Origin of the sequence: Streptomyces pallidus (ex Mingjun et al. 2026) (assembly GCF_051550185.1) — a bacterium.
Taxonomy (GTDB): domain Bacteria; phylum Actinomycetota; class Actinomycetes; order Streptomycetales; family Streptomycetaceae; genus Streptomyces.
The window spans coordinates 343442-367883 of the sequence record NZ_CP196181.1; the positions used below are offsets into that span (position 1 = coordinate 343442).

The 24442-nt window shown below is 73.8% G+C and carries 24 protein-coding genes and 2 pseudogenes; 14 read left to right on the top strand and 12 right to left on the bottom strand.

Features of this window, described 5'->3' with window-relative positions; translation table 11 throughout:
- Positions 1-57: 57 nt before the first annotated feature.
- Both ACSHWO_RS01715 and ACSHWO_RS01720 read right to left on the bottom strand, forming a co-directional pair.
- Positions 58-636, bottom strand: coding sequence for a ribosome-inactivating family protein (locus tag ACSHWO_RS01715; RefSeq protein WP_438309734.1), 579 nt, complete (start codon positions 634-636; stop codon positions 58-60).
- A 330-nt stretch (positions 637-966) separates the two neighbouring features.
- Positions 967-1524: a histidine phosphatase family protein gene (locus tag ACSHWO_RS01720; RefSeq protein WP_438309736.1), complete on the bottom strand. Its 558-nt coding sequence runs from the start codon at positions 1522-1524 to the stop codon at positions 967-969.
- Between the two features lie 361 nt (positions 1525-1885).
- Between ACSHWO_RS01720 and ACSHWO_RS01725 the strand changes: the two genes are divergently transcribed.
- From ACSHWO_RS01725 to ACSHWO_RS01745, 5 genes are all read left to right on the top strand, one after another.
- Positions 1886-2539, top strand: a complete 654-nt coding sequence (locus ACSHWO_RS01725) for a response regulator (protein ID WP_438309737.1) — start codon at positions 1886-1888, stop codon at positions 2537-2539.
- Positions 2536-3678 (top strand): sensor histidine kinase, encoded by a 1143-nt coding sequence (locus ACSHWO_RS01730; protein ID WP_438309738.1) that lies wholly within the window; start codon positions 2536-2538, stop codon positions 3676-3678. The genes ACSHWO_RS01725 and ACSHWO_RS01730 overlap by 4 nt, the downstream gene beginning before the upstream one ends.
- 169 nt (positions 3679-3847) lie before the next feature.
- Complete coding sequence (locus ACSHWO_RS01735; protein ID WP_385848612.1) at positions 3848-4483, top strand: ATP-binding cassette domain-containing protein; 636 nt, start codon at positions 3848-3850, stop codon at positions 4481-4483.
- Positions 4480-5349 (top strand): metal ABC transporter permease, encoded by an 870-nt coding sequence (locus ACSHWO_RS01740; protein WP_438309739.1) that lies wholly within the window; start codon positions 4480-4482, stop codon positions 5347-5349. The genes ACSHWO_RS01735 and ACSHWO_RS01740 overlap by 4 nt, the downstream gene beginning before the upstream one ends.
- Positions 5307-6119, top strand: coding sequence for a metal ABC transporter solute-binding protein, Zn/Mn family (locus ACSHWO_RS01745; RefSeq protein WP_438309740.1), 813 nt, complete (start codon positions 5307-5309; stop codon positions 6117-6119). The genes ACSHWO_RS01740 and ACSHWO_RS01745 overlap by 43 nt, the downstream gene beginning before the upstream one ends.
- A 117-nt stretch (positions 6120-6236) precedes the next feature.
- Here the strand turns inward: ACSHWO_RS01745 and ACSHWO_RS01750 are convergent, their stop codons facing one another.
- The 3 genes from ACSHWO_RS01750 to ACSHWO_RS01760 form a co-directional block, all read right to left on the bottom strand.
- A complete protein-coding gene (locus ACSHWO_RS01750) occupies positions 6237-7004 on the bottom strand; it encodes a DJ-1/PfpI family protein (RefSeq protein WP_438309741.1) in 768 nt (255 codons plus the stop codon).
- Positions 7005-7090: 86 nt separating this feature from the next.
- Complete coding sequence (locus ACSHWO_RS01755; RefSeq protein ID WP_438309742.1) at positions 7091-8791, bottom strand: class I adenylate-forming enzyme family protein; 1701 nt, start codon at positions 8789-8791, stop codon at positions 7091-7093.
- Positions 8788-10599 (bottom strand): CoA transferase, encoded by a 1812-nt coding sequence (locus ACSHWO_RS01760; RefSeq protein ID WP_438309743.1) that lies wholly within the window; start codon positions 10597-10599, stop codon positions 8788-8790. Before ACSHWO_RS01760 ends, ACSHWO_RS01755 begins: the two co-directional genes overlap by 4 nt.
- Before the next feature lie 152 nt (positions 10600-10751).
- Between ACSHWO_RS01760 and ACSHWO_RS01765 the strand changes: the two genes are divergently transcribed.
- Positions 10752-11960, top strand: a complete 1209-nt coding sequence (locus ACSHWO_RS01765) for an acyl-CoA dehydrogenase family protein (protein ID WP_438309744.1) — start codon at positions 10752-10754, stop codon at positions 11958-11960.
- On the opposite strand, the gene ACSHWO_RS01770 is transcribed toward ACSHWO_RS01765, so the two are convergent.
- Both ACSHWO_RS01770 and ACSHWO_RS01775 read right to left on the bottom strand, forming a co-directional pair.
- On the bottom strand, positions 11947-13035 hold the full coding sequence (locus ACSHWO_RS01770) for a sugar ABC transporter permease (RefSeq protein ID WP_438309745.1): 1089 nt from the start codon (positions 13033-13035) through the stop codon (positions 11947-11949). The two genes, ACSHWO_RS01765 and ACSHWO_RS01770, sit on opposite strands and share 14 nt — an antisense overlap.
- Complete coding sequence (locus tag ACSHWO_RS01775; protein WP_438318861.1) at positions 13032-14207, bottom strand: MFS transporter; 1176 nt, start codon at positions 14205-14207, stop codon at positions 13032-13034. The genes ACSHWO_RS01770 and ACSHWO_RS01775 overlap by 4 nt, the downstream gene beginning before the upstream one ends.
- Positions 14208-14541: 334 nt before the next feature.
- On the opposite strand from ACSHWO_RS01775, the gene ACSHWO_RS01780 reads away from it, so the two are divergent.
- From ACSHWO_RS01780 to ACSHWO_RS01790, 3 genes are all read left to right on the top strand, one after another.
- On the top strand, positions 14542-15264 hold the full coding sequence (locus ACSHWO_RS01780; RefSeq protein ID WP_438309747.1) for a hypothetical protein: 723 nt from the start codon (positions 14542-14544) through the stop codon (positions 15262-15264).
- A gap of 141 nt (positions 15265-15405) precedes the next feature.
- Positions 15406-16146 carry a sigma-70 family RNA polymerase sigma factor gene (locus ACSHWO_RS01785; protein ID WP_438309748.1) on the top strand — a complete coding sequence of 247 codons (741 nt, stop codon included), beginning with the start codon at positions 15406-15408 and terminating at the stop codon, positions 16144-16146.
- Positions 16147-16196: 50 nt separating this feature from the next.
- On the top strand, positions 16197-16727 hold the full coding sequence (locus ACSHWO_RS01790) for a GNAT family N-acetyltransferase (RefSeq protein WP_438309749.1): 531 nt from the start codon (positions 16197-16199) through the stop codon (positions 16725-16727).
- Positions 16728-16897: 170 nt separating this feature from the next.
- Here the strand turns inward: ACSHWO_RS01790 and ACSHWO_RS01795 are convergent, their stop codons facing one another.
- Complete coding sequence (locus ACSHWO_RS01795) at positions 16898-17851, bottom strand: zinc-binding dehydrogenase (protein WP_438309750.1); 954 nt, start codon at positions 17849-17851, stop codon at positions 16898-16900.
- Positions 17852-18078: 227 nt separating this feature from the next.
- Between ACSHWO_RS01795 and ACSHWO_RS01800 the strand changes: the two genes are divergently transcribed.
- From ACSHWO_RS01800 to ACSHWO_RS01815, 4 genes are all read left to right on the top strand, one after another.
- Positions 18079-18573, top strand: a complete 495-nt coding sequence (locus ACSHWO_RS01800; RefSeq protein ID WP_438318864.1) for a pentapeptide repeat-containing protein — start codon at positions 18079-18081, stop codon at positions 18571-18573.
- Between the two features lie 465 nt (positions 18574-19038).
- Entirely contained in the window at positions 19039-19548 is a 510-nt protein-coding gene (locus tag ACSHWO_RS01805) for a CAP domain-containing protein (protein ID WP_438309751.1), read from the top strand.
- A 118-nt stretch (positions 19549-19666) separates the two neighbouring features.
- A complete protein-coding gene (locus ACSHWO_RS01810) occupies positions 19667-20332 on the top strand; it encodes a hypothetical protein (protein WP_438309752.1) in 666 nt (221 codons plus the stop codon).
- 90 nt (positions 20333-20422) lie between these two features.
- Positions 20423-20551 (top strand): hypothetical protein, encoded by a 129-nt coding sequence (locus ACSHWO_RS01815; protein WP_438319345.1) that lies wholly within the window; start codon positions 20423-20425, stop codon positions 20549-20551.
- A 94-nt stretch (positions 20552-20645) separates the two neighbouring features.
- Here ACSHWO_RS01815 and ACSHWO_RS01820 read toward each other — a convergent pair.
- Positions 20646-20963: pseudogene (locus ACSHWO_RS01820) on the bottom strand (nSTAND1 domain-containing NTPase); the annotation flags it as partial.
- Positions 20845-21516: pseudogene (locus ACSHWO_RS01825) on the bottom strand (nSTAND1 domain-containing NTPase); the annotation flags it as partial. The pseudogenes ACSHWO_RS01820 and ACSHWO_RS01825, both read right to left, overlap by 119 nt.
- 311 nt (positions 21517-21827) lie before the next feature.
- Between ACSHWO_RS01825 and ACSHWO_RS01830 the strand changes: the two are divergent.
- Positions 21828-23117, top strand: a complete 1290-nt coding sequence (locus tag ACSHWO_RS01830) for a hypothetical protein (RefSeq protein WP_438309753.1) — start codon at positions 21828-21830, stop codon at positions 23115-23117.
- 169 nt (positions 23118-23286) lie between these two features.
- Here the strand turns inward: ACSHWO_RS01830 and ACSHWO_RS01835 are convergent, their stop codons facing one another.
- A complete protein-coding gene (locus ACSHWO_RS01835; protein ID WP_438309754.1) occupies positions 23287-23910 on the bottom strand; it encodes a TetR/AcrR family transcriptional regulator in 624 nt (207 codons plus the stop codon).
- 18 nt (positions 23911-23928) lie between these two features.
- Positions 23929-24384, bottom strand: coding sequence for a hypothetical protein (locus ACSHWO_RS01840; protein WP_438309755.1), 456 nt, complete (start codon positions 24382-24384; stop codon positions 23929-23931).
- Positions 24385-24442 lie beyond the last annotated feature (58 nt).

Below are 24442 nucleotides of genomic sequence, written 5' to 3' on the forward strand. Positions count from 1 at the left end.
GGGGCTGTCTGCGCCTCCCGTCGAGGTGAGGATGAAGGACGACGGCGGATCTCATGATCAGGATGCCGCGGCGGAAAGACTTCCGCCGGACGTCCAGATCCGTGACATCACAGCGGCCAGGGCTGGATATCGGGCGGCTTCGCAGATCATTTCCGAGAGAACGAGCATGCCGTGCGCGGTCCATTTCGGATCGCAGTTCCGGTGCAGCGAGACGACCGCATTACCCAGCGGTTGCCGCCCCAGGATGATCCCCGGACGCCGCACGGCGGCGGCCGTCTCCAGGTCGGAGCGACCTCCGGCGAACGGCAGGACTTCCGCTCGCCGGATCCCCGGCGGAACGTCGGAGTCCCGCACGTGGCGGACACACGCTTCCGGCGGGGCCTGTCCGTCCTCGAAGGTGTTGCGGAATCCGACGATGCGCATGCGGGCGTTCTGTAGGCGCAGCTCGATGTAGAGCTCGACGGACGAACCTCGAAGCTGGATGCGCACAGGCAGGTAAGCCATTTCCTCCGGTTGTCGCGAGGCCCCGCCGAAGAATCCCTGCGCATCCTCCGCCCTCGACCGAATGGTCGAGGTCAGGAGCTGGTATTCGTCCACTGATGCGTACGCCGGGGAGAACGACACGGGTTCCAGCACGGCGGCCCGCATCAGGGAAGGCCGCCGGGAATGGTTCCTCCCTGTAGTGGTCTGACCGCGATCGGTTCGATCCTGCTGAATTCGCGCACTGCATCCACCGCCTTCGACATCATCCCCATACAGGGTTCGGATCGGTCCGGTCCGGTCCTTTGTAGTCGCCCTCTTGGCGGCAGGGTGAATAATTGGCCTCTGGTGCTAAGAAATCGGCGCGCGATTCCGCGCGTGTCGAAGTTGCCGAAGTTGCCGAAGGCGACGGGCCGCGACCTGCCCGCCGGGGCCACTCCACCGGACCCCCGAGCCGGCGGGGCTGGGCCGTGCCCCGCCGACGGTTCAGAGCGAGATGCCGTTGAATTCGGCGTCCCAGCGGCCGGCGCACGACGTGACGGTCACGGTGGAGAGGGGAGGCACCTTGAGGTGCCAGAAGGCCGTGGCCGGAACGGACAGGACGTGCAGGATCGTGGCACGGATGACGCCCGGTTCGGTGATGGCCAGGGCGTCCTCTTCGTCCTCCGGCAGGTCTTCCAGCCATGTGGCGGTCCTGCGGCACAGCTGCCGGACGGATTCCCCTCCGTGCGGTGTGGCGTCGGGGTCCGTGAGCCATGCGCTGAAACCGTAGGGATTGGCGGCGGCGATCTCGTCGATCCGGCAGCCGCCCCACTCTCCGTAGTCGAAATCGCGCAGGGCCGGCTCGGGTGTGGCCTTCAGTCCGAGCTCGTCGGCGGTGGTCGCGCAGCGGCTCGAGGGAGCTCGGAAGGGGGACGAGTGGAGTGTCGGGGACACCCCGGCCATGGTCGCCGGGTACGGCGCCCGCGAGCCTTGGGGCCGTTCGCCGAAGATGCCGGCGGTGCTCCCCACGGCCGCACACACGAGTGTCAGGCGGACCGTCATGTGGCTGCCCTCCTTCTGCGTCCGGCGCGGTGCCGGAGCGGGCCCCCGTACCGGATACCGGCCGGGTGACCGGTGTGGCGGAGTGGTCGCGGCGTACGTGCCGTACGCCGTCGCTCCTCGACAGGGCCCACCGAAGTGCGGTGTCGGTCCCGGGGAACGCCAGCGTCCGGATACGCGCACTACACTCAGGTTCGGTGACCGTTGCCGCCCGCAACCATCCGCCGTGTGTCCCGAATGCCCCCGCCGATCGGCTGGCGGGCGCCTGCTGAGCGGTGGGTCCTGGTCCTGCCGCCGGCACTCTGCGCAAGACTCCTCGATGTGGTACGAACGGACCGTGGTCCAGATGTCGAATGGAGCACGCGTGATCCGGGTTCTCGTGGTAGACGACGAAGCGTTGATCCGCACGGGCTTCCAGCACATCCTCGACGCCGCTGACGGGATCGAGGTGGTGGGGGCCGTCTCCGGCGGGCGGGCAGTGCAGGCGGTGCGCGAGACGGCGCCCGATCTGGTGCTCCTGGACATCCGCATGCCGGACGTGGACGGACTCACCGTCCTCGCCGAGTTGCGCCGGCTGACCGCTCCGCCGGTCGTGGCCATGCTGACGACGTTCGACATGGACGAGTACGTGGAGACGGCACTGCGCTCCGGCGCAGCCGGTTTCCTGCTCAAGGACACCGACCCGGAGGAGCTTCCGTTCCTGGTGCGCTCCCTGGCCGAGGGCGGCACCGTGCTGTCGTCGAAGGTCACGCGGACCGTGGTGGACGGCTACCTGAACGCCGGGGCGCAGGCCCCCGAGACGCGCCTCCTCGAACGGCTGACCACCCGGGAACGCGCTGTGCTCGTACTGATCGGCGAGGGACTGTCCAACGCCGACATCGCCAAACGGATGCACCTCGGAACCGGCACGGTGAAGGACCACGTCAGCGCCATCCTCACCAAGCTCGAGGTGGGAGGCCGTGTCCAAGCGGCCCTGCTCGCCCAGCGGGCCGGCCTCCTGGGGACGGAGACGCCATGATCAGCCGCCGTACGCCCGCGTTGCTGGACGCCGCCGTGGTGGCGGTCGCGCTGCTGGACGTCTGGGTGCACTGGGACAGTGACGAGCCGCTGCGCATGACCTGCAGCCTCGCCGCGGCCTTCGTCCTGCTCCTGCGCCGTCGCCTGCCCCTGCTGACCTTCCTGCTCACCCTGCCCGCCGTCCTGTTCTCGGACGCCGTCTTCGCCTGCCTGGTCGCGCTGTACACCCTCGCCTCTCTCAGCCGCCACCGCGCCCTTCTGGCGGCCTGCGCCCTCGCCTTCACGTTCTGTGACCTGACCTCGACGCCGTCGCTGCTCGCACCGACCCTCGACCTGACGAGGGCCGCGACCCTGATCACGCTCGGCTACACGGCGGCCACGGCGGCCGCCCCGGTCTTCCTGGGGCAGCTCGTCCAGACCCGGCGGGACCTGTCGGCACGCCTGACGGAGATCTCGGAGGCGCGCGACCACGAGCAGACGCTGACCGCCCAGGCCGTCCTGGCCAAGGAGCGTGCGCAGCTGGCGCGTGAGATGCACGACGTGGTGTCCCACCAGGTCGGCCTGATCGCGGTACGGGCCGGCGCGCTCCAGGTCGGCACGCGGGACGCGGAGGTCAAGGAAGCGGCGGCCACGATCCGGCGGCTGAGCGTCCAGACGCTGGACGAGCTGCGCCACATGGTCAGCGTGTTGCGGGCGTCCGGGGGGCAGCCCACGGAAGTCACCCCGCAGCCCTCGCTCGCCGACATCGAGCAGCTGGTCGACAGCAGCGGCATCGAGACGGAGCTGAGCTCGCAGCTCCCCGAGGGCCTCCCGCCGACGGTGCAGCGGGCCGTGTACCGCACCATCCAGGAAGCGCTGACCAACGCGCGCAAACACGCCCCCGGCGCCACCGCGAAGGTCGACCTGCGCCACGAGGGCGGCCGCATCCGCGTGACGGTCACCAACACCGCGCCCAGCCGGCCCGCGCTGCCGCTGCCCGGCGCCCACTACGGGCTGGTCGGCCTGAGCCAGCGCGCCGCCCTCCTCGGCGGCAGCGTCACCTCGGGACCGACGGCCGACGGCGGCTACCGGCTCAGCATGGAGCTACCGGTCGAGGGTGTCGCGCCGTCCGCCGGGCTCTCACGCGGGCACAGGAGGTAGTCCCCGGGGCGGCCGGGAACGGGACCGTTCTGAGCGCCTCGCCCCCGCGACGAAGAGATTTCCGGAGCTCGGGAACTCGCCGCGTGCGGCGTCCGACTACTGCTGTGTGGGGGCGGGCACGGCCGCCGTGCCCGCCCCCACACAGCAGCGGACGACCGAAGGGTGTGTGATGGGCGGGCTGGACGTGCGGATGCGGGGTGTCGCCTGCCGGCACGGCCGGGTGGAGGCCGTCTCCGACGTGGATCTGGAGATCGCGGCGGGCGAGAAGGTCGCACTGACCGGGACCAACGGCTCGGGCAAGACCACCCTGCTGCGTGCCGTCCTCGGCCTGCACCGCCGGGTCACGGGGTCGATCCTGGTCGGCGGCCGGGACACCCGCTCCGCGGCGGAGTGGGCGTGGCGGCGCCGGGCCTGCACCTGGATCCCCCAGAAGCCCGCCGCAGGCCGGTTCCCGCTGCTCGGCGAGGAGCTGCTGGCCAGCAGCGCCGCGCCGTCCGATGCCGCCGATGCGGCGGACCGGCTCGGGGTGGGCCGGCTGACCGGGCGGCCGCTGGACACACTGTCCGGGGGCCAGTTGCAGCGCATGTACCTGGCCCGGGCGATCGGCTGCGTGGCCGCCGGGGCCGAGGTGCTGCTGGCCGACGAGCCGACCGCCGCCCTCGACTTCGACGGGCAGGCGGAGGCCGCCGACGTCCTGACCTCGCTGCCGGTGACGCTCGTCGTCGTGACCCACGACCGGGCCCTGGCCGACCGCTGCGACCGGGTCCTGGAGATGGCCGCGGGCCGGCTGCGGGAGGTCCGGTGACCACCCTCGCCACCGCCGACCTCGGCGCGCTGCTCCAGCTGGTACCCGTACAGCGGGCCGGGGCGGCCCTGCTGCTCGCCGCGATCGGCCTGCCCGTCGTCGGGGTCGTCATCGTGGGGCTCGACATCATGCCGGTGCGGTTCGCGATGATGCACGTCGCCCTGCTGGGCATCGCCGTCGGCCTGCTCACCGGGCTCGACCCGATGCTGTGCGCGCTCGTCGCCTGCGGCCTGGCCGGTGCGGGCGTGGCCCCCCTCGCCCGCACACCGGACGGCCTGTCCGGCGCGATGGGCCTCCTGATGAGCCTGGCCATCGCGGCGGCACTGCTGCTGCTCGCCGTGTCCGGTGTCAACGCCTCCGGGGCGTTCGCCCTGCTGTGGGGGTCGATCCTGTCCGTCGGCACCGCCGACCTCGTCGTCCTGGGCGTGCTCGCCGTGCTCGTACCGGGCCTGTTCTGGTGGAAGCGGCGCGACATCGGCCTCCTGCTGCACGACCGCGAACTCGCCCAGTGCTCCGGCGTGGCCGTACGGGCCCTGACCGCAGCGCTGCTGGTGCTGGTCGCGGTCGCGGTCGCCGGGGCCATCAAGCTGACCGGGGCGCTGCTCGTCGACGCCCTGACCCTGCTGCCCGCACTCGCCGCCCGGCGGCTGGGCAGCTCGCTGAGGTCGATCACCTTCTGGGCGATCGGCATCGGCGTGACCGTGAACCTGACGGGATTCCTCGTGGCCCTGTGGCTCGACTGGCCGCCCGGCCCGGTCCTCGTCCTGACGGCGGGAGCACTCGTCCTCGCCGTCCATCTCATATCCGAACGGAGAACCAGCCCATGGCGCGCACCCGCGTCCGCATCCCTTCCCTCCTCGCACTGAGCGCGGTCACGCTGGCCCTCGCCACCGGCTGCGGCGGGAGCGACGACACGTCGTCCACCGCCGCGCCGGGCGCCCCCGAGGGCGGAAAGAAGCCGGTGGTGGTCGTCACCACCACCTGGGAGGGCGCCTTCGCCAAGGCTGCGGGCGCCGAGGACGTCAAGGTCATCGTGCCCCAGTCCGTCCACCACGCCCCTGACTACGACCCCAAGCCCTCGGACCTCGCCGCCGTGGCCAAGGCCGACTTCGTGCTGTACGCGCCCTTCGAGCCGTACGCCGCGAAGATCAAGGAAGCAGCCGGCTCCCAGGCGAAGCTGGTCGAGGTGAACCTCGACAACGACCCCGACAAGGTCAAGGCCGAGGTCGACAAGCTGGGCGGGCTCTTCGGCACGGCCGACGCCGCGACGACGTGGAAGACCGGCTTCGACGCCGAGTACGGGAAGCTGAACAAGGACCTCCAGGCCGCCTGGCCCGGCGGCAAGAGCCCGAACGTGGTCACCCAGGTCTTCACCGCCTGGTCGGCGAAGCTCGCCGGTGCCACCACCGTGGGCGCGTACGGGCCCGAGGCCGTCACCCCCGCGCAGCTCGCCGAGCTCTCCGCGAAGAAGCCGGCGCTGGTCCTCGACAACGCCCACATGTCGACCGGAACGGTGCTGCCCGACTCGGGGGCCAAGCAGGTCAAGATCGTCAACTACCCGGGGGAGGACCTCGACCTGTTGCCGGTCTACCGCAACGCTGCGGCCGAACTGAAGAAGGCGATGAGCGCCTCCTGATCTTCGCCCGCCGGTCCCGGTCCCGGTCCGGGACCGGACGGCGCGTGCAGGCGGGGCGGGAGGAAAGATCGTGCCCTCCCGCCCCGCCCCCGTGTTCTCCCGTACCGGGCCGCGTGGCTACCGGGACCAGACCGTGCCGCGGGCCTCGTATTCGAGCATGGCCTCCACGCTCGTCGCGGTCTCGGGCCCGAGTTCGCGGCGGACGAGCCACAGAGCGAGCTCCAGGCCCGACGTGATGCCCCCGGCGGTGACGAGGTCGCCGTCGTCCACGACCCGCGCGTTCTTCAGCTCACCGCCCTGCTCTTCGAGGTCGGGCCGGGCTTTGTGGTGGGTCGTGCACGGCCGCCCCCGGGTCAGTCCGGCAGCGGACAGCAGCATGACCCCCGTGCACAGGCCGCTGAGGGTGAGCCCCTTGCGGGGTGCGGCCCGCAGTGCGCGCGGGAGGGTGCCGCGTCGGATCTCGGCCCATACGCCCGGGTCCTCGCGGCGCGCGTAACCGCCGCCCGGTACGACGATCACATCGGCCTCGTCGGGCGTCCAGGGGTGCTCGACGTCGATCCGCGACCCGTACGAGGCGCGTACGAAGCCGGGCCGGGACGTCGTCACGTAGCGGACTTCGACCGGCACGGCGGTGAAGAACCGGGCCGCGGAGAACACCTCGTACGGGGCGGCGAAGTCGAGCTCCTCCACCCCGTCGTACATGGCGATGTGCACGCGCAGGGGGCCGCCGCCCCGGGTGGTGGGGCGCTCGGCCGCGGTCTCGGCCGTGGCCGCCGCGGCCGGTCCGGCGCCGGCGCCGGCTCCGACTCCGGCTCCGGCGAGGCCGGCGACCGCGCCGGTGGCGCCGATCGCGGTCGAGGCGCGCAGTAGGTTCCGTCGGTTCATCACGTGCTCCTGCTCGGGGTCGGGCCGGTCTTCGGGGCGCGCGCGTACGGATGTGCCCGCGCCGGGGACTGTCGGGGCGTGTCCGGTCAGCCGGCCTGCGCGAGCGGGGCTCCGGGGTCGGCTGCCGCTGCCGGGGTGGAGGGCCGGCCGGCGGTCAGCCGTTCGCGGAGGGCGGCGCGGTCGGGCTTCCCGGCCGGGGTCAGGGGCAGGGCGTCCACGACGAGGAGGCGTTCGGGGTGCTTCTGCCGCTCCAGGCCGCGCTCGGTCAGGTGGGCGCAGAGGTCTTCGAGCGTCGGGGTCCGCCCGGTGCGCGGGACCACGCAGGCCGCCAGGCGCTCGCCCATGAGCGGGTCGGGCACGCCGACGCAGACGACGTCGCAGACCCCGGGTTGGGAGCTGAGCTCGCGCTCGACTTCGGCGGGGCTGATGTTGGCGCCGCCGCGGATGACGATGTCCTTGAGCCGGCCGACCACGTGCAGGACGCCGCCGGTGTCCAGGTAGCCGAGGTCCCCGGTGCGGACCCAGCCGTCGGGCGTTCGGTAGCGGGCGTCCAGGTCCGGGGCCGCGACGTAGCACAGGGGGGTCATGGGCCCGCGCGAGGTGATCTCCCCCACCGCCCCGTCGGGCAGCGCCTCGTGGGTCTCGGGATCGGCGATGCGGATCTCGGCGACGCGCGGGTCGGGGTGGCCGGCGACGACGCCCGCGCCGTGCGTGGGCGGGACGGTGTGGGCGAGCCCGGTGTGGCAGTTGACGCCGTCGGCGGAGCCGTAGAGGTTGACGACGGGGCAGCCGAACGCCTTGGCCGCGGCCTCCGCCGTGGTCTCGTCGAGGGGGGCGCCACCGAGGACGAGGGCGGTGGGCGCGGGCAGCGGCTCGGCCGCCGCGTCGAGGCGTTCGAGCATCATCCGGATCATGGTCGGCACGCCCAGGACGTGGGTGGGTTCGTGCTCGCGTACGGCCGCCAGGGCGGCTTCGGCGGTGAAGTGGTCGAGCAGGACGAGGGTGCCGCCGTGCCGGGCGAGGGTGACCGCGGTGCCGTTCGAGCCGAAGGCGGAGGCCAGCGGCACCAGGAACAGGCAGCGGGGCGGGGTGCCGTCCGGGATGAGGGAGGCGAGGAAGTTGCCGCGCCCGCCCGCGAGCGCGTTGTGCGAGTACGCGATCATCTTCGGCTCGGCCTCGGAACCGGAGGAGACCAGGATGCGGGCCGCGCCCTCCGGGTCGGGGCGGGCGGCCACGAACGCCCGCGGGTCCGAGCGCAGGAGCTCGGACCAGGCGACGGTTCCCTCCGGTGCGGTCCCGGGGCCCACGGCGACGACGTGGCGCAGGGCGGGCAGGGAGCGGGAGAGCGCCTGCAGGTCGGCGGCGTGGTGGAAGTCGCGGTGTTCGGCGGAGGCGATGACGGCGACGGCTTCCGCCCGGCGCAGCAGGCATTCCGCTTCCAGGACGCCGCGGCCGACGGGGAAGGGGAGCGCGACGGCGCCGAGGGCGGCCAGGGCCAGGTCGGCGATCACGGCGTTGCGGTTGTTGGGCAGTTGTACGCCGACGACGTCGCCCGGGCGTATGCCGAGCTCTCTGAGGCCGACCGCCAGACATCGGACCTTGCGGTCCAGGGCGGTGTAACAGAGCTTGCCCTTGGCGTCGAGGACGGCGGTCCGGTGCAGGTCCGCGATCTGGCGGGCCCGGAAGAGGCTGTACAGGTCGAGGTCCGGGCAGGTCCCGTCGACCACCCACGAGCGGCGGAGATCGGCGGGCAGCAGGTCGTGCAGTACGGGCCTGTTGGCGGTCATGCGAAGCTCCAGGGGTCGGGGACGGCGGGGGCACCGTGCGCGTCACGGCTGATCGAGCCGGCGAAGCGCGGGTCGTGGTGCAGGTCTGACAGGTCGGTCGTGACCGCGGTGGCGGTCAGGCCGTGCGAGCGCAGCCGGGCGAGGGCATCGGCCGTGCCCAGCCCGCGCAGGTCGTGGGCGGCCGCGGCGGGGGCGCTGCCGTCGGCGGGCGCGATCCAGCCGTCCGCGGTGGGCAGCGGGTGGCGGAAGCCGGCGGGGCGGCGGGGGTTCTCCCCGCGGGCCACGCGCGCCAGCGCGGGTGCGGTGAGGGTGTCGGCCGCGCCGAGCAGTGAGGAGTCCACGCGGACGCCCTGCCCGGTGCGTTCGCGCAGCAGCAGGCCGGCCAGGACGGCTTCGGTGCCGTGCAGTCCGCCGAGCACGTCCAGCAGGGTCATCAGGGACGGCGCCGGGGGCTCGTCCTCGGGGCGTACGGCCTCGCCGACGCCCGTACGCGCCTGGACCATGAAGTCGGTACCCATGGGGGCGTCGTCGAGCCGGTCCGCCCAGCCGCCGGTGCACGCGTACACGAGCGCGGGATTGACGCGTGCCAGGTCGTCGGAGTCCAGGCCGAGCTCCGCGGCCTTGCCCGGAGCCCAGTTGTGGAGGAAGACGTCCGCCTCGGCTGCCATCTCCAGCAGCCGCCGCCGGTCGCTCTCCGTCTTGATGTCGATCTCCGCGGCCTTCTTGCCCCGGTTGAGGGCGAGCCAGCGGGCCGAGATCCCGGAGCAGGCCGGGGGCATACCGCGCAGCGGGTCCCCGCCCGGCGGCTCGATCCTGACGACCTCGGCGCCCAGCAGACCGAGCAGGTGGGCGGCGAGCGGGGCCTGGATGCGGCGGCCCGCCTCCAGCACCGTCAACCCGGCGAGCGGCCGCGCGGCGCTGGCGGGTTCCGGGGTGCTCGGGGTGACCCCGGACGACGGGACGGGGCCGCTCGGCCCGGGGCCGCTCGGGCCGAACGGCCGGAAGGACCACGGTGGCGCGCCGTCGGCTTCGGTGAGCCGCTCGGTGAGGGTGCGCAGGACGCACACCTCGGCCCCCGAGAGGGCTGCGGCCTGCCGGATCCGGGCCAGGGGGTGCGCCCGGGTGACGGTGTGGAGGGCCTGCGGGAACGGCGCGCAGGCGGTGGCATACCGGAACTGGAAGGGCCGCCAGCCCGCCCGCATCGCTTCGGCCGGCGCGTCCAGGGCCCGCCAGAACGCGGCCCAGGCCCCCGGGTCGAGGGTCTCCAGCTCGAACCGTGTCCCCTCGGCGGAGGTGAACGGCGGCCCGCCGGACGCGAGTTCCGCGGCTTCGCCCTCGTCCGCCCCGGCGGCGGCCAGGTACTGGGACACGGCGAGCAGCCCGGCCCGGTCCGCACTGGTGGTGACGTGGGCCGCGGCCGTGCCGCGGGCTTGGCCGACCAGGCCGGCGAGCAGTCCCTGTACCGCCAGGACCCCGGTGGCCGTCGCCGTGTAGTCGGCGGCCAGCCCCCGCGGGGTGCCGTCGCGGCGGCCGTGGACGGCCATGACGCCGGTGGCGGCCTGGACCGTGGCCTCGTCGACGAGGCCGCTGTCGGGGTCGCCCCAGGTGACGGTCGCGTGCGCGGTCTCGTACCCGCCGCCGGTGAGCGTGACGGCACCGGGCGCGTCCTGCTGCCCGGCGGCTGCGTCCTGCGCGCCGAGCAGCCGCAGGTGCTGTGCGACGACGCTCGTGATCTGCGGGGGTCCCCAGACGCCGAGGCGCAGTGTGTCGAGTGGCCGGACCGTCTGCGAGATTGCCGGTGACGCCATGCCTCTCCTCTCCCGGCGCGGCGGTGGCCGTCGCCAAGGTCGTACGGAAAACGCGGAACGCGGGAACTCGGGAGCGTCCGCGCCCGACCAGTTCCACGGACAGACAGTCGGACGGACGTTCCCGTGAGTTCCCGGGAACCGGGAGGAACACGGTGGCGGTTTCACTCACGACGAGCGGCGGATCTCCACAACCCGAAGACGAGGTGGCCGAGTTGACGGCGCGGATCGAGTGCTTCGTCCGTACCCGGGTGATCCCGCGGGAGCCGGTCCTCGACGCCGGCGGGCCGGCCGCCGCATCGGCCCTGCGGGAACTGCGTGCCCTCGCCCGCGCGGAGGGGCTGTGGGCGCTGCCCCTGCCCGCCGAACTCGGCGGGGGCGGACTGCCGTTCTCCGTGTACGGGCGGCTCGCGGAGGTCGAGGGTGCCAGTGACCACGGCCCGGCCGCCCTGGGCTCCGCCCCGCTGCTCGACGTCACCATGCTGGCCCGGCACGCCGGGAGCCGGGTCCGCGAGAAGTACCTGGAGCCCCTGGTCGCCGGCGAGATCCGTGCCTGCTACGCGATGACCGAAGCCGACGCTCCCGGAACGGATCCCTTCCTCACCGGCACCCGGGCCGACCGTGAGGCGGACGGCGGCTGGCGGATCACCGGCCGCAAGTGGTTCACCTCCGCGGCCGCGACCGCCGACCTGGTGACGGTGCTGGCCCGTACCAGCGGTGCGCCGGGCGACCGCGGAGGGCTCTCCCTGCTCCTCGTCCCCACCGACTCCCCCGGCTTCCGGATCGTCCGGGAGCTTCCCGTCCTCGGGGCGACCGGCCAGTACGAGATCGAACTCGACGGCGTCGGCGTGCCCGGCGACCATCTGGTCGGCGCCGAGGGCGAGGCGCTCGCCGTCGCCGGTGAGCGCCTCGCCCTCGGCCGCACCCTGCGCTGCCTGCGCTGGCTGGGACAGGCCCAGCGCGCCTTCGACCTCATGTGCGCGCGGGCGGCGACGCGCAGCGGCTCCCGTGGGCCGCTGGCCGACCACCAGCTCGTGCAGCAGCACGTGTTCGACGCCCTGCTCGCCCTGCGCACCACCCGGCCCCTGGTCCACGAGGCGGTGGCGCTCATCGCCGCCGGGCGGGACGCCCGGACCGAGGTCGGGCTCGCCAAGGTCGCCGCCGCCCGGATGCTCCAGCAGGTCACCGACTCCGCCATCCAGGTCCACGGCGCCGCCGGGCTCGGCCCGGACACCCCGCTGCCCGCCCTGTTCCGCGGCGGACGCGCGGCCCGCATCCTCGACGGTCCGGACGAGCTGCACATCACGTCCGTCGCCCGGCGGATCCTGCGCGACCACGGTCCGGGGAAGGTCACACCCGGGTGATGTCGACGAGCCCGTCCAGCGAAGCGAGCCCCAGGGCCAGGAAGAAGTCGCCCCAGACCAGTTCGTGGCGGACGGCGAGGCCTTTGCCCGCGTCGTAGCAGCCGTCGAGCAGCATCCCGGCCGGAAGCCCGTCCTGCGTGCGGGAGAGATGGGCCTGCGCGAGCCGGCTCAGGGTCGCGACGCCCCGGTAGGCGCACGCGTCCGTCCAGCCTGCCCCGGGCACCCTGGCGAGCTTCAGCAGGGCGACCGCGGTGATCGCGGCGGCCGAGGTGTCCGAGGGCCCGTCCGGGTCGGTGCCCTCGGCCGGCGGGATCAGCCGCCCGGTCAGGACGTCGTCCTGCGCCAGGAGCCGCTCGGCCGCCTCCGCGGGGTACACCTGGCCGTGTGCGGCGACGTCCGGACGGAGGAGGGCGTCGGCGATGGCGAGGAGCAGCCACGCCCGGCCCCGGCTCCATCCGGTCCTCGGGTCCGCGCACGGACTCCACGTGCCGTCCTCGTCGTCGAGCCGCCAGGCAGGTGGCCGCTGCTCCCCGGCGCCGCCGAGGCAGAGGCCGAGGTGCCGGTCCAAGTGCGCGGCCGCAGCGGCCGTCCCGGCCGGACCCGCACCGGCCAGGAGGGGCACCGTACCGGGTACGCCGTCCACGCGCGCCAGCATGCGGGGGCCGCCGAAGGCGCCGCCCCAGGGAACGATGCCCCGCTCCGGGTCGAAGTCCGCGAGACAGGCCCGCGCCGCCCGGTCCCGCAGGGCGGTCGCCGCAGGGACGCCTTCGGCGAGAGCGGTCCCGTACCAGAAGATCAGGCCACGGGTGGCGGTGTCGGCGCCCGTCCACCCCTCCAGCCGGGCCGTGCACCCGGCGGCGGCCCGGCGGTCGGCATCGCGGCCCGTGTAGCGCGCACGCAGCCACAGGAGTCCGGCCCAGAAGCCGCCGGCCCACGCACCGCGCCCGGTGGTCGTCCACGACCCGTTCCGGGGGTCGGCGTACAGCGGGAAGCGGGTGCCCACCTCCGCCTCGGTCGCCGTGACCCGGGCCATCACGGCAGCCAGTGCCCGGTCGGCCCAGTCCGCGGAGCTCACGCGCCGCTCCCCTGGGGGTCCGGGCGTTCCTGGTGGTCCTTGCGGTCCTGATGCTCCTGGCGGCGGCCCCGGCGGTCCCGACGTGCCCAGATGAACGCGACAGCCCCGGCCACGGCGAACTCCGCGGCGACCAGGAGCCAGCCCGCCCCGTACCGGCCCCGCTCCGCGAACAGGCCGAAGAGCGACGGACCGACCGCGAACCCGGCGAAGAACCCGGCGGCGACCAGCGCCGAGTCCTGCCCGGCCCTCCCGGGCAGGGCGCGCTGCATGACCAGCACCATGGACACGGCGTTGCCCGAGACGGCGAACACGCCCACCGCCACGGCGCCGAGCCACACCAGCGGACTCGCCGACCGGGCTGCCGCCAGCAGCAGGGCCGCTCCCAGCGCTCCCCACGCAAGCCACCCCGGCAGCCGTTCGGCCCGCCCCGGGACGGCCGCCCTGGCCCATCCCACCCGGCCGGCGATCCCCGTCACGCCGAGGACCGCCACCAGGGCGCCCGCCACGGTCGGGTCCATCCCCAGCCGCTGCACTCCGTAGAGCGCCAAGTAGGTGTTGACGGAGGCGATTCCGGCACCGAGGAACAGCGAGAACGCGGCCAGCCAGGCCACCATCCCCCGCGGAACCCACGATGCCGGGGCCGGGGCCGCGGACAGGGGGGCGTCCGCCGGCAGCGACCGCGCCGCCCAGGCGGCCGCCAGCAGCGCGGCGCCCGAGGCCGTCCAGACCGCGGCGCGCCAGCCCGGCCCTGCGGCGAGCGCCGCCAGGGGCAGACCGGCCACGAAAGCGCCCAGCTGCACCCCCGACTGCTTCAGGCCCGTCACGGCGCCCCGCCGGGCGGGGGGAACGGCCGCCAGGACGGCCTTGTTGGTGGCCGGGTTGGCCAACGCCTGCGGTATTCCGCCCAGAGCGACCGCGCCCAGCAGTACGGCGACCCCCGGCGCGGCCCCGATCAAGGCCAGGGCGGCGGCCGAGACCAGCAGGAGGAGAACCAGTGAGCGCCGCGGGCCGATCCGGTCGACGATCCGGCCGCCCGCCGGGGACAGCACGGCGGCCGTTGCGAATCCGATCGTCGTCGTCAGCCCGAGAACGGTGGGCGATATCCGCATGTCCGCCACGAGGCGCGGTCCCAGAGCTCCCATCAGGAACAGCTGCAGCATCGAGAAGGCCATGGCACACGTGAGCAACGCGGTCAGGCGCCGCTCTGCCCAACCGCCCGACTCCGACGGCACCGACCGCTCCGACGGCACCGACGTCCCTTGCGCTGCCACCACAGAAGTCTCCGTTCCCCGGATCGTGCCCATGCCGACCGACCGGTGAGGCAGTCGGGTGGCACGGCCATCCGGTTCCCGCCCTTTCCTGTGCCGTGTGCCACAACGCACTGAGGCCGGTAGCGCCGAGGACGACAACGACGAAGCGGACGAACACGGGGGCGGGGGCGAGGACTTGTCATGAAGTGCGCGCTCCCCTGCCCGCCCGGAAAGCCGGTGCGAGGATGAACGCGCCATGAAGCCAGGCCACTGTTCCCGAGCCGCGCGGGCTGCGATCTTCGCAGCCGTCTGCGTGCTGCTCGCGGCCACCGGTCATGTGCTCATGTCGGACACGGCCGTCCCCTGGTGGGCGCTGCTTCCCGCCTTCGCCGGGACGTCGGGAGCCGCCTGGGCGCTGGCGGGCCGCGAGCGCGGCCAGTTCGCCGTCGCCATCACGACGGTGGCCGTCCAGGCCGTGCTCCACGCCGGGTTCTCCCTGGCCCAGTCGCTCCTGCGGCCCCCGCTGCCCCCCGGAAGCCCTTTCGCGCGGCAGTGGGCCGCGTACCTGCTGTGCGGCGAACGCACGCCCACCGGCACCACCATGGCCGGCCCCCATGCCCACCACGCCGTGGACACCATGGCAGCCGCGGCAGCCGCGGCAGCGGGCACGGGCCCGCACACCACCGGCCACGACATGGCCGGCATGTCGCCCGGCGGCATGCTGGCCGCGCACCTGCTCGCCGCCGTCCTGTGCGGTCTGTGGCTCGGCTGCGCGGAACGGTCGGTCTTCCGCTGCCTGCGTGCTCTCGCCGGTTGGCTCCGGGCGCCCTTGCGCGTGCTGTTCGGTCTGCTCGCACCGGTTCCGCACCGCCCGCACCCCCGCGTACGCCGGGCCCGGTACCGCGGAGCACTGCGGGAGCTCCTCCTCGTCCACGCCATCACCTCACGGGGTCCGCCGCGGGGAACCGCTGTCGCCTGACAGCCGGCTCCCCGAGCGCACCCGGGCGGCCCCGCGCCGTCGCGCCTCGGGCATCGGTCATGCCCTCCGGCAGGCCGTACTTCTCCCTGGCCCCGCGTGCGTCGCGTGCGCCGACCCCTTTGCCCCTAAGGACCTGTGGCGATGACCCCTGCCCTGACCACCTCGTTCCGTCCCGCCGGACGGGCCGCGTCCCGGCACACCCCGGCCTCCGACGCGGAGGTGACCCGGCTGGCCCTCGATGCCCGTGACGGCGACCCGGCGAAGGCCGACCGCTTCGTCCGCGCGCTCCACCGCGACGTGTGGCGGTACGTCGCCTACCTCAGCGCCGACGCCCAGGCCGCAGACGACCTCACCCAGGACGTCTTCCTGCGCGCGCTGGCCGCTCTCCCCCGCTTCGAGGGCCGCTCCTCGTCGCGCACCTGGCTCCTCTCCATCGCCCGCCGCACCGTCATCGACAGCATCCGCCACGCCGCGGCCCGGCCCCGTCTGTCGGGCCAGCAGGATTGGCAGACCGCCGCCGAACAGGCCCAGCCGTGCGGCGTCCCCGGATTCGAGGACGGCATCGCGCTGGCGGAACTGATGGCGCTCATTCCGGCGGAGCGCCGGGAGGCCTTCGTCCTGACCCAGTTGCTCGGCCTGGGCTACGCCGAGGCGGCGGCCACGGTCGGAAGCCCCATCGGTACGGTCCGCTCCCGCGTGGCCCGCGCCCGCCTGGACCTCGTCGCGCTCCTGACGGCTGCGGAGCGGACGACGTCCGCCGGACCGGAGCCGCGGACCGCACGGCGCCGAGCCGGCGGCAGCGGCAGCGGCAGCGGCAGCGGCAGCGGCAGCGGCCACGAAGCCCCGGCCCCGCGCACGCTCCGGGCCGCGTCGCGGGCGTGAGGACCCACCACGGTGACGGCCCTTCTCCCGGGGCCGGTATCGTCGCCCCCATGCCCCAACTGATTGCGCCCACGCCCGACTTGCACTCCGCCTGGCTGGAGGCGCACCGCGAGTGGGGCACCGGCCCGCACGAGGACGGATTCGGGCTGGGTCCGTCCGACGACGTCGACTCGCCCGAAGGGTTCGCGGCCTGGGTGACACGGCTGGCCGACGAGTGCGGCCCGGAATCGGTCGAGGCCGGCCAGGGATGCACCTACCGCTGGATCGTCGAGGGCGACCGGGTGCACGGCGGCATCGCACTGCGGTACGGGCTCGACGACCACGTGCGGCAGTTCGGCCACATCGGTTACGGCATCCGGCCGTCGTCACGCCGGCGCGGGCTGGCCACCTGGGCGCTGGGCCGGATGGTCGAGGAGGCACGGACGCTCGGCATGGAGCGGGTCCTGCTCGTCTGCGCCGTCGACAACCTGGCCTCGGTGAAGACGATCGAGCGCAGCGGCGGTGTCCTCGAAGGCATCAGGGACACCGAACACGGCCCAGCACGGCGGTACCGGATCGAAATCCCGTACGCGATCTCGTGAGTGGTCCGGCGACGACACCCCAGCTGTAACCACCGTCGACGTCGCCATCGGCCTCCTCACCGGCCGGCCGGTGACGGCGAGGACTTCGTCCGGCGGCATCCGGTGGACCCCCTGCCGTCCCCGCACCCGCACGCGTACCGGGGCGCGGCCCGCCCCGGTGCCGCACCCCGTCACGGGATCAGCAGCGCCTTGCCCGGGATCTCGCGGGCCTCGATCGCCCGGTGCGCGTCGGCCGCCCGGGCGAGCGGGAACGTCCGGGCGATCACCGGCCGCAGCCGCCCGGCCGCCGCCTCGCCCAGCGCGAACGCGGCCAGCCGCCGCACCTGCTCCGGCTCGTACTGCACCTCCCGGATCCCGGTGACGGTGATCCCGCGCCGCTCTGCCTCCAGCGCGTCGGGCTCGGCGAAACCGCCGCTGGGTGCGCCGTGCGCCGAGACCCGGCCCCCCTGGCGGACCAGGGCGAACGCCGCCCGGCCCAGCTCGCCGCCGACCCCGTCCAGCAACAGGTCCACCGGCCCGCCGACCTGCCCGGTCCAGCCCTCCTTCGTGTAGTCCACCACCCGGTGCGCACCCAGCCTCCGCACCAGCGCCAGCTTCTGCGCGCCCCGCGCCGCGCCGACGACCTCGGCCCCCGCCGCGACCGCGAGCTGCACCAGCAACGTCCCCATCCCGCCGGCCGCGCCCAGGACCAGCACGCGGGTGCCGGCAGTGAGCCCTGCCGCCGCGGCGATGCCCGCACCCGTCACCCCGTCGTGCCCGAGCGCGGCCGCCTCCGCCGCTCCGAGCCCGTCCGGGACGGCGACCAGCCGCTCCAGCGGTACGCGGACGAGCTCCGCGTACGTGCCGGGCGTGCCCGCCGCTGCCAGGGCTCGGCGGCCCAGCCAGTCCTGGTCGACGCCCTCGCCGACCGCGACCACCGTTCCCGCCGCCGCGCCCCCGGGCACGTACGGCGGGCGGATGCCGAACCGGTCGCCCCAGCCACCCCGGATCTGGGTCTCCACGAAGATCGTGTCGACGGCCTCGGCACGGACCACGACCTCACCCGCCGCGGGGACCGGATCCGGCAGTTCCACCGGGACCAGCACCTCCGGACCACCGTACGCGTCGACCTGCACAGCCTTCATGGCGTCCACTCCTCTTACGGCAGGGCCGTCGGCAGGCCCCGATCACGTGATCACTCTCCGACCTCGAGTCCGGTTGAGGTCAAGCGGCAGCGAGGAGGGTGAGCCCGGCTCCTGTCCGGCCCGGGGTCCGGGACCCTTCAGTACGCTCGGCCACGCTGCTGCACAAGAGTTGATGCGCCCTCGGCGATGCGGACCTCGACGGTCCGCACGGGTCCCTGCACGACGGCCTGAGCAGCCCTGCCACCGGGGACCGCCAGGCGCCCACGGCAGCCCCGGATGCCGACTTCAGCGGCGCGGATCTGAGCGACGCAGATCTGGAGCATGCCCGTCTGCCCGGGGCGGTCAGGGCGGGCACGCACCTACGGGAAGCGGCCTTGAACGGGGCCGAGTTGTCGGACGCCGTGTTGACCGGCGCCGATCTGGCCCGGTCGCGCCTGGTGCGGGCCGACCTGAGCCGGATCCGGGCGGTCGGGGCGCACTTCGAGGACACCCACCTCAACGACGCGGCAATGCAGGACGCCCGGCTACAGCGGGCCAGCCACGTCCGCGCCAGCCTGCCCGGCGCGGACCTGCGCGGAGCGGACCTGAGGCAGGCGGATCTCCGCGACGCGGACTTCACCGGAGCGGACCTGACCGGCGCCGATCTCACGGGTGCGAAGAACGTGGCCACCGCGGAGTTCAAGGACACGATCCGCAAGAACACCCGGGGCCTGGGGTCATGACACCCCCATGACCCGGCCCCCGGCTCCGGCCCCGGGCACGACCCACCACGCCGGCCCAGGCTGGGCCAGCCCCGCCGGGGCGATGAATCCATGCGGTCGGCTTCATCGGTGGCACCGCCGGCGCGCAGGGCCCGGATCAGGTCGACGCCGCATCGGGGCGGGCTGACCCGGCAAGGCATCCCGTCCACATCCGCAGCACAGCTCCGATTCACCTTTCCTGCACCGCACTTGTGCACTCGGTCGTCTCGCGCCGCACGTGTCCCGCTGCCCGGGTCGCCGCCCCCGCCACCCGGACATACGCTGGCCGTAGGGGAGGCGGCCACGGGCCGCCGTCACCAGAACACCGCGTCGCCGATGGCTCACCGACCATCGCGCCTGCCGGCCGTGTTGCCCCCTCCCGTGACGGTTGACGGTCGTGCACCGCGCCGGCACTCTCCGCTGATGACGTGCGACCAGGGAGTCGCAATGACAAGACTTTCCCATGCACACCGTCGGGCCATGGCCCTCGCGGCCGCGCTGATGGCCGCAGGACTGGTGTCGGGAACGGGCCCCGCGGCCTCCGCCGCCGTCCCGGCCGGCCTTCCCGCACAGGTCAGCCCCGCAGACCAGGCGGCCATGCTGAAGGACACCAACGCGATACGCCAGAAGGAAGGCGCGTCGCCCCTTGTCTGGGACGCGGCCCTCGCCTCCGGCTCGCAGTCATGGGCCGACAACCCCGGCTCCCTCGCCGGAGGGACCCTCAAGCACGACATGAGCTTCAACAACGGCGCCGAGAACATGTCCGGTGGCGGGCCGTCCCAGGCCGTGTCGCAGTGGGCCGCAGAGAAAGCCGCCTACGACGCCGCCGGCCCGAACTGGGACACGAACGACCCCGGCTACAGGAACTGGGGCCACTACTGGAACATGGTCCAGGAGAACTACACGAAGATGGGATGCGGCGCCGCAACCGGCGTCACCGTCTGCCGTTACGCCTGACCACGGACGAACGGGCTCTGCCGCTCGGTACACGGGGTTCGCTGCGGCGCGGATTCCAGCGGGGTTTCGGGAACCCCCGCCCGCGCCTGATCCTCTCCTTGGGCGAGGAGGGATTCTGGTGACCCTGACAGAAGTTTCGCGGGCGGGGCGGCGTACGGCGGCGGTCACGGCGCTGCTGTGCGCGTGCGCCGTACTGGCAACGGGGTGCGGTACGCGACAGGCGAACGGTACGGCAGCGGCCGTGCCGTCGGCCGTACTGGCCACCGGGTTGTGCGAGCCGCTCGATCTCACGTCGGACGTGGAGGGCCCCGTCCACCCGCCCACCGACGAGGAATCCGGCTCGCCCCAGCCCCCGACGGAGGAGGAAACGGGCCCGCCGCAGCCTCCGACCGAGGAGCAGACCGGGCCCCCGCAGCCTCCCACCGACGAGGAGACGGGGGTTCCCGGACCCCCCACGGACGGCGACGCGACGCCCGGAGCGGCGGTCCCGTGCGGTGCCGCGGGCTGGTACGACATGACCCGCGAGTTCAGGACCTACCAGGCCGGGCACCCCACCGCGGGCGACCCTTCCGTCGTCATCAGGCAGGTCCGCGTCCGGAAGGTGCAGGACGCCGGCGAGGCCCTCGTCGTCTTCGCCACCGACTCCGTCGGCAAGGGCCGGGGCGAAGACGCCCGCGCCCTCGCTCAGGGGTTCGCCGCCTGGCGCCGGCAGGTGTACGGGGACCGGGGCACCGTGCAGCTCAGCACGGCCGACGGCGCGGTCGCCGCCACCGTGGCCTGGTGAGCAGCCGTACCCGGAGCCTCGTCACGGGCCGGGCGGTCTCGAAGGCGTCTGCGGGCCGGGGCACCGGCGCGGCCGGGGGGGGCCGAGGCGGTGAGCGCCGAACCCGCACTCGCCGCCGGGCCGGTGGAGACGCTGCACCACCCGCTCGTGCCTCCGCTGAACACCTTCTGCCCGGCAACCCCCGCCGGCGGCCTCGCCACCCGGCCCACCGCGAGGTGATCGAGACGGATGTCACGTGCCGGCGCAGGGCGGCTGGAAGTCGACCGCCGGCAAGTTGCGACCAGGTCCAGCGCCGCGGCATGTTCGGGTGACAGTGCCTGGTGGCGGCCGCGGCGGTGTGGGCCAGCGCGTGCTGGGTGCCGCCGGCAGCCGGATAGCCGTCCAGGGTCAGCCGGCTGCCGCTGCGGCGGTGCCAGGCCTCGGCCATCGCGTGCGAGACCAGGGGCAGCGCACCCGGCTGGCCGGCGGCGTCCGCGACCACGGCCGCCAGCAGGGGGCCGGGGATGCGGGCCCGGCGTGAACAGCATGACCGGCACCCCGGATGCCCGCGCGCGGGCGACGAGCCCGGCCCGCAGCACCGAGGACTTCCCTGCTCCGGACGGCCCGAAAGCCGCCGGGAACCGGTGGTCACGCACCTTCGCGAGCACCTCTTCGGTCAGTCGCTCGCGCCCGAAGAAGCGGTCGGCGTCTTCCGGTTGGAACGCCGACAGCCCCGCGTACGGTGTGCCGTGCCGGCTGGACTCCCCGGCTCGTCGCCCTGTGCGCTCGCGGCGGTCTCGGCGGCGACCGCATGCCATCGGGACTCCCCTATGCACAGCGGTCGCCCTGGCAGGCCTCGACGAAGGCGAGCGTGACCCGAGGCTGGGGAACCTGTGCCCGCCCGCGGCGTCCGGCAGCGTCGTGGACCAGTAGTGGGCCTTCTTGGCCAGTGCCCGGTAGGGCGGCCGTCCCGCTGCCTCGCGCAGCTTCCGGAGGTCGGCCGCACACCGCGTCAGCGGACCGGTGTCCAGGTCGAGCGGGCGTTCCGGCGTGGCGTTGCCTTCCTTCCTGCGCCTTTCCGCAGTCGTGACGGAGATGGTTGTCCAGCTCTTGATGTCCGGAACCCTCGTTCCGGCGCCGGACATCGGCCGGCGTCTGGACATGGGCCAGCGCAACCGCGCAAGACCGAGACGAAGGAGCACCATGAGGTCGGTGCGACGACTGATGCTGCTGGCGGCGGCCACCGGACTGCTGGCCGGAGCTGCCTTCCCGGGCACGCCGCGTTTGCCGCGGCGCCGCTGCTCAAGTCCAGTCTGAACGGGGGTGCTTGGACATCCTGTGGCGGTCGCCCGAGAACGGCCAGCTCCTGGTGAGCTGGGCGCGCGGAGCCAGAGCTGGGGCTACGGGCGCCCGCTGCTGATTTCTGATCTTTCCAGGGCAACCGGTCGCACCCCACGTTGGTCGAACAGTGGTCGGGCGTGCTCGAACGCCCGACCCACACGACACAAGGGGGACCGTGTTGCTGAAGTCGAACCACACGCACGTCACAGTCGCGCAGCGGATCGGGGCGGCCCTGGCTGCCGGCGCGCTCGTGCTCGGCGCCGAGGCCGTTGCCCAGGCGGCGCCGTCGCCGAGCCCGGCGGTCCCGGACGCTGCGGTCGGAAAGCAGCAGAGCCAGACCGGGCCGAAGGGCTCCCCGGACCCGTTCGGCGGCCTCGCCACGTCCGAGGAACTCCTCGACACCACGGTCGAGAACGGTCAGAAGCAGAACCTTCCCCTCGGCTTCACGGTGACCGGCGACAAGCCCGTCCAGGGGGCGGAGCTGGGCATCCACCTGCCGCCGGGTCTGGAACTGAGTCCTCAGGAACGGCCGTCGAACTGTGAGCACTTCACAGTCGACCCGGTACGGGACTACGACGACGAAATGCTGTTCTGCAGCTTCACCGGGACCTTCGAGCCGGGCAAGTACTACCGGATCGACCCGGGGCTGAACGTCACCGCGGCCCCCGAGCTGTGGCGGGACCGGTTCTACGTCACCTGGACGCCGGGCGGCAGGCCGATCTACAAGCCGGAGCAGGGCGGGGTCAAGGGAACCGCCGCTGCCGTCAAGGTGGTGCCGTCCGAGCCGTTCAAGGCGTGGCGCTTCTGGGGCCGCGAGGTGTGGGTCGAGAACCCCGCGAACAAGCCCGACTTCACCGTGAACGGGTCCACCGGCAGCGGCCCGGCCGGCGGCCAGGTGTTGCTCAACCCGGGCTGGCAGATCAAGGGCACCGGTTCGGTCGCCACCACCGCGGCCGACGGCAAGGTGGTGGCGACCGAGTTCGTGCTGCCGCCGGGCATCAGCTTCGTCGGCGGTCGTCCGGGGCCCGAGGGGCGCCGGGTGTTCGGCGGGACCGGCGGCTCGGTGAAGGGCGTCTTCAAGATCGAGCCGTGGGTCAGGCCCGGCACTTACCTGGGCGAGTACCGGTACAAGAGCGACCGCCGTCCCGGTGAGCTCGCGATCGCCGACATCGATCGGGACCTCGGCAACAACGCGGCCAAGCTCACCATCACCGTGACGCCTGCCGTCGATCCGCAGCCCGGCCCGTCGACGTCCGCCTCCGCCACGCCGTCACCCTCGGCCTCGGCCTCGGCCTCCGCGAGCACCACCCCGAGCACCGGCAACACCCCGGGCCCGAACGGCGGTACGGGCGGCAAGCTGGCCGACACCGGATCCACCGCACTGGCCGCGGGCGGGCTCGGCGCCGCGGCCGTGACACTGGGCGGTGCGCTGTACGCCGTCGGCCGGCGCCGTCGTTCCGCGTAACCGGTGACGCGGTAGGCAGCGTCAGCGCGCGTGACCGTTCGCGGGTCCCGTGCGGGGCGGTTCCACGCCCCGCACGGGACGACCGCGGCCACGGCTGGGCCGCCGCCGAGCACCGCGACGCCGGGTCGAGCACATCGAGGCCCGGGTGCGGTCACCGCCGGACGGGGACCTACCCGGGCGGCCGTCCGCCGTCGAAGCCGGTGATCATGGCGTGCAGGCCCGCGTCGAACCACCGCTGGTAGTAGGCGAGGGCCGCAGGGTCGTCCGCCGGGGCGGCGTCGGCGTCGGCGTCCTCGGTGCCGGGCGGGCGTCCGACCTGGGCCAGTGCGTGGCCGAGGGTGTAGACGCCGACGGACTGGATGCGGATCAGCGCTTCGTCGGTGTCGATACCGGCGGTGGTGAAGCGGTCGAGGAGGGCGGCCAGGAGCGGCAGGGCGGTGTCCGGGTCGACGGGGTGGGTGGCGAGGAGAGGTACGGCGTGGGGGTGGTCCAGGAGCATGCGCCGGTAGGCGGTGGCGAAGTCGGTCAGGGCCCGGGTCCAGGTCTCTCCGGCGTCCAGGCCGGTCAGGGCTGTGGCGAACAGGCGGTTGACGACCTTCGAGATGACGGCGTCCCGGCCGGGGACGTGGCGGTAGAGGGACATCGCCGCCACCCCGAGGTGCGAGCCCAGGCGGCGCATGGTCAGCGCTTCGGGTCCTTCGCGGTCGAGGAGGTCGATGGCCGCTGCGGTGATCCGGTCCACGCTGATCTGCGCGGGCCGGCCTCCCCGGCCGGGTCGTGGTGCCTGAGTCATGGCATCAGGGTCGCAGACTCACCCACGCACGGTGACGGCCAGGGTGGCCCCGGTCATGAGCAGGGTGAGGAGGCCGACGACCATGTGCTGGACGTCCGGGACGACGCTGCGGCCCTGCGTGGGCAGGACCTTCAGCGTGCGGGCGTAGTCGCGGGCGTAGGAATCCCGCTGCGCCTGCGTGCTGACGCCGTAGTACGGCAGCCACCAGCTCGCCACGTGCCCCGCCAGGACCAACCGGCTCAGCACGAGGGCCACGACCCGCGAGGCCCCGTGGCCCGCGGCGATGCCGGCGGAGATGAGCAGCGGGATCGGGTAGCTGACAGCCACATCGCCGAGGCGTTCGCGGCGGTTGTCGGGTCTCAGGTCGTTCAGCGGGAACACGGGCACCCACTCGGTCAAGGCCAGCCAGACCAACCAGACCAGCGGCATGGCAACGGCGAACGCGTGGGACTCCCCCTCCGGGATGACGGGCACACCAGTTTGCGTACGCCGTAAGCTTACAACGTAAGCACACGTGGTCCACCACGGCCCG